This window comes from Brachybacterium sp. AOP3-A1-3 (assembly GCF_052378285.1).
In the GTDB taxonomy this organism is placed as follows: Bacteria; Actinomycetota; Actinomycetes; order Actinomycetales; family Dermabacteraceae; genus Brachybacterium.
In genome coordinates this window covers 1-5,383 of sequence record NZ_JBQSXM010000043.1, presented here as the reverse complement: position 1 = coordinate 5,383, position 5,383 = coordinate 1, and the positions used below count along the sequence as shown (strand labels likewise).

General features: G+C 55.1%; 3 rRNA genes. All 3 read right to left on the bottom strand.

Annotation, left to right across the window (positions count from 1 at the left end):
• Positions 1-58 precede the first annotated feature (58 nt).
• Positions 59-175: ribosomal RNA gene (rrf, locus tag ACT3T5_RS19415) — 5S ribosomal RNA — on the bottom strand.
• Positions 176-293: 118 nt separating this feature from the next.
• Positions 294-3,358: ribosomal RNA gene (locus tag ACT3T5_RS19410) — 23S ribosomal RNA — on the bottom strand.
• A 378-nt stretch (positions 3,359-3,736) separates the two neighbouring features.
• Positions 3,737-5,255, bottom strand: a 16S ribosomal RNA gene (locus tag ACT3T5_RS19405).
• Together the 16S, 23S and 5S rRNA genes form the textbook arrangement of a ribosomal RNA operon.
• Positions 5,256-5,383: the final 128 nt, after the last annotated feature.

Below are 5,383 nucleotides of genomic sequence, written 5' to 3'. Positions count from 1 at the left end.
GGAGTGGGAGGAGCGAAACCCTCACGGGTCTCCAGCTCACTCCCACTCCCACAAAGATGTCCGGCGGCGACCTACTCTCCCACACCCTCCCGAGTGCAGTACCATCGGCGCAATCGAGCTTAGCTTCCGGGTTCGGAATGGAACCGGGCGTTTCCTCGACGCTATGACCGCCGTAACACGGCGAGACCCAACCAGCCCTCAACACAACCCACCCCACCACGGGGACGGACGTGTCCAGGAGTTGTTTCTCCAGAACCACACAGTGGACGCGAACAGCAGCAAACAAAAAATGTGTTGTTAAGTCATCAGCCATTAGTACCAGTCAGCTCCACACGTTGCCGTGCTTCCACATCTGGCCTATCAACCCAGTCATCTACTGGGGGCCTCTCACACCCGAAGGTGTATGGATATCTCATCTTGAAGCAGGCTTCCCGCTTAGATGCTTTCAGCGGTTATCCCTTCCCGACGTAGCCAACCAGCCATGCTCTTGGCAGAACAACTGGCACACCAGAGGTCAGTCCATCCCGGTCCTCTCGTACTAGGGACAGGACTTCTCAAATATCCAACGCGCGCAGCGGATAGGGACCGAACTGTCTCACGACGTTCTAAACCCAGCTCGCGTACCGCTTTAATGGGCGAACAGCCCAACCCTTGGGACCAACTCCAGCCCCAGGATGCGACGAGCCGACATCGAGGTGCCAAACCATGCCGTCGATATGAGCTCTTGGGCAAGATCAGCCTGTTATCCCCGGGGTACCTTTTATCCGTTGAGCGACACCCATTCCACAATGGAGTGCCGGATCACTAGTTCCTGCTTTCGCACCTGCCCGACATGTCTGTCTCGCAGTCAAGCTCCCTTGTGCACTTACACTCAACACCTGATTGCCAACCAGGCTGAGGGAACCTTTGAGCGCCTCCGTTACTCTTTAGGAGGCAACCGCCCCAGTTAAACTACCCATCAGACACTGTCCCTGATCCGGATCACGGACCGAGGTTAGGAATCCAGAACGACCAGAGTGGTATTTCAACAATGACTCCACACTCACTGGCGTGAATGCTTCCAAGTCTCCCACCTATCCTACACAAGCCGTCCCGAACACCAATATCAAACTATAGTAAAGGTCCCGGGGTCTTTCCGTCCTGCTGCGCGTAACGAGCATCTTTACTCGTAATGCAATTTCGCCGAGTTCGCGGTTGAGACAGTGGAGAAGTCGTTACGCCATTCGTGCAGGTCGGAACTTACCCGACAAGGAATTTCGCTACCTTAGGATGGTTATAGTTACCACCGCCGTTTACTGGGGCTTAAATTCTCAGCTTCGATCCGAAGATCTAACCGGTCCTCTTAACCTTCCAGCACCGGGCAGGCGTCAGTCCGTATACAGCGTCTTACGACTTCGCACGGACCTGTGTTTTTAGTAAACAGTCGCTTCTCCCTGGTCTCTGCGGCCCTCGGAGCTCTCACTCCTCGGGCCCCCCTTCTCCCGAAGTTACGGGGGCATTTTGCCGAGTTCCTTAACCACGATTCTCTCGAACGCCTTGGTATTCTCTACCTGATCACCTGAGTCGGTTTAGGGTACGGGCGACCGTATTCGTCACGCTGGAACTTTTCTTGGCAGTACAGGATCACTCACCTACGCCCATACGGGATCCCCATCACGTCTCACCCAATACGGCACAGCATTACCTGTGCTCGGGCTGCTCGCTTAGACGGACTATTCCATTAAGTCCGCGGAAGCTACCTCTCTGCGTCATTCCTCGCGCTGACCTACTACAACCTTGGTTCCCAGCCTCACCAACCTCCACACCCCGAAGGGTATGGGGAAAGCTCGGGTGGTTAGCATCGACTGCCTCGGTATGGGTCCTCCTACGATCGGTTCGGGAATATCAACCCGATGTCCATCGACTACGCCTGTCGGCCTCGCCTTAGGTCCCGACTAACCCAGGGCGGATAAACCTAGCCCTGGAACCCTTGATCAATCGGCGGACGGGTTTCTCACCCGTCTTTCGCTACTCATGCCTGCATTCTCACTCGTACAGCCTCCACCACTGGGTTCCCCCGCGGCTTCGCTGGCTGCACGACGCTCCCCTACCCATCCAGACACAAGGTCTGAATGACACAGCTTCGGCGGTGTGCTTGAGCCCCGCTAAATTGTCGGCGCAAAATCACTTGACCAGTGAGCTATTACGCACTCTTTCAAGGGTGGCTGCTTCTAAGCCAACCTCCTGGTTGTCTCAGCAACTTCACATCCTTTTCCACTTAGCACACGCTTAGGGGCCTTAGCTGATGTTCTGGGCTGTTTCCCTCTCGACCATGAAGCTTATCCCCCACAGTCTCACTGCTGCGCTCTCACGTTCCGGCATTCGGAGTTTGGCTAAGGTCAGTAACCCGGTGGGGCCCATCGCCTATCCAGTGCTCTACCTCCGGAACGAAACACGCAACGCTGCACCTAAATGCATTTCGGGGAGAACCAGCTATCACGAAGTTTGATTGGCCTTTCACCCCTATCCACAGGTCATCCCCTCCATTTTCAACTGAAGTGGGTTCGCGCCTCCACGCGGTCTTACCCGCGCTTCACACTGCCCATGGATAGATCACTTCGCTTCGGGTCTAGAGCCGGCGACTGAACGCCCCGTTCAGACTCGCTTTCGCTACGGCTACCCCACACGGGTTAACCTCGCCACCGACCACTAACTCGCAGGCTCATTCTTCAAAAGGCACGCCGTCACCCCTCAAGGCTCCGACGGATTGTAAGCGCACGGTTTCAGGTACTATTTCACTCCCCTCCCGGGGTGCTTTTCACCTTTCCCTCACGGTACTTGTCCGCTATCGGTCAAGAAGTAGTATTTAGGCTTACCAGGTGGTCCTGGCAGATTCACACCAGATTTCACGGGTCCGGTGTTACTCGGGAACAGCGTCACGCCGCATGTCAGTTTCGTCTACGGGGGTCACACCCTCTACGCCGTCGCACTCAACACGACTTCGACTACCAACACACGTACACGTCGAACCGCCGGCAGACGGTTCAGACACGTCCCACAACCCCCAACCTGCAACCCCTGCCGGGTATCACACAGATCGGGTTTAGCCTCATCCGATTTCGCTCGCCACTACTCACGGAATCACTATTTGTTTTCTCTTCCTGAGGGTACTGAGATGTTTCACTTCCCCTCGTTCCCTCCACACCACCTATACATTCAGTGGCGGGTACCGCGACATGACTCGCGGTGGGTTTCCCCATTCGGACATCCTCGGATCACAGCTCTGTTGTCAACTCCCCGAGGCTTTTCGCAGACTCACACGTCCTTCGTCGGCTCTTCTTGCCAAGGCATCCACCGTGCGCCCTTTAAAACTTAGGCAACACACAAAGACACAAAATCTTTAAAATTGCTTACAATGATGCTCGCGTCCACTATGTAGTTCTCAAGAAACAACCCCACACCAACCACCCAGCCGCACAAGCAGCCCGGATGATCAGGGAGGACCAGCCACACACCCCACAACCCCTCACCCGAAAGCGAAGGACCACAGGGACTGCGTGCAGCCTCATAACCCAATAGCGTGTTTCCACCTCGAACCCTCCAGCAGACCACTCGTTCCAGACGCCCACAAGGGACGCCGTACTGAAGAAGCCATACCGGCTGATGAAGTGCCTATTCGTTGATGTTCCACCCTTGAGCAACCATCCCCACCACACTCGGGCAGGAAAATGGCAACCATAATGGTTATGCTCCTTAGAAAGGAGGTGATCCAGCCGCACCTTCCGGTACGGCTACCTTGTTACGACTTAGTCCCAATCACCAATCCCACCTTAGACAGCTCCCTCACGAGGATGGGCCACTGGCTTCGGGTGTTACCGACTTTCGTGACTTGACGGGCGGTGTGTACAAGGCCCGGGAACGTATTCACCGCAGCGTTGCTGATCTGCGATTACTAGCGACTCCGACTTCATGGGGTCGAGTTGCAGACCCCAATCCGAACTGAGGCCGGCTTTTTGGGATTCGCTCCACCTCACAGTTTCGCAACCCATTGTACCGACCATTGTAGCATGCTTGAAGCCCAAGACATAAGGGGCATGATGATTTGACGTCGTCCCCACCTTCCTCCGAGTTGACCCCGGCAGTCTCCTATGAGTCCCCGCCATAACGCGCTGGCAACATAGAACGAGGGTTGCGCTCGTTGCGGGACTTAACCCAACATCTCACGACACGAGCTGACGACAACCATGCACCACCTGTGAACCAGTCCGAAGAAAGCCACATTTCTGCAGCCGTCCGGTCCATGTCAAGCCTTGGTAAGGTTCTTCGCGTTGCATCGAATTAATCAGCATGCTCCGCCGCTTGTGCGGGCCCCCGTCAATTCCTTTGAGTTTTAGCCTTGCGGCCGTACTCCCCAGGCGGGGCACTTAATGCGTTAGCTACGACGCGGAAAACGTGGAATGTCCCCCACATCTAGTGCCCAACGTTTACGGCATGGACTACCAGGGTATCTAATCCTGTTCGCTACCCATGCTTTCGCTTCTCAGTGTCAGTAATGGCCCAGAGACCTGCCTTCGCCATCGGTGTTCTTCCTGATATCTGCGCATTTCACCGCTACACCAGGAGTTCCAGTCTCCCCTACCACACTCTAGCCTGCCCGTACCCACCGCACGCCCGAGGTTGAGCCTCGGGTTTTCACGGCAGACGCGACAAGCCACCTACAAGCTCTTTACGCCCAATAATTCCGGATAACGCTTGCGCCCTACGTATTACCGCGGCTGCTGGCACGTAGTTAGCCGGCGCTTCTTCTGCAGGTACCGTCACTTTCGCTTCTTCCCTACTGAAAGAGGTTTACAACCCGAAGGCAGTCATCCCTCACGCTGCGTCGCTGCATCAGGCTTCCGCCCATTGTGCAATATTCCCCACTGCTGCCTCCCGTAGGAGTCTGGGCCGTGTCTCAGTCCCAGTGTGGCCGGTCGCCCTCTCAGGCCGGCTACCCGTCATCGTCTTGGTGAGCCATTACCTCACCAACAAACTGATAGGCCGCGAGTCCATCCCTCACCGAAAAACTTTCCAACAACCACCATGCGGTAGAAGTTCATATCCGGTATTAGCCACGATTTCCCGAGGTTATCCCGAAGTGAGGGGCAGGTTACTCACGTGTTACTCACCCGTTCGCCACTAATCAGACCAGGCAAGCCCGGTCATCATCGTTCGACTTGCATGTGTTAAGCACGCAGCCAGCGTTCATCCTGAGCCAGGATCAAACTCTCCATGAAAATACATAGAAAAATCCTGACAAAAAAACAAACAACCAGCATATAACTGCTGTATCATCCGTAATAATTTGCCATCAAAATAATGGCATCAACAAATAAACACGCTATTGAGATATCAAACAACACGC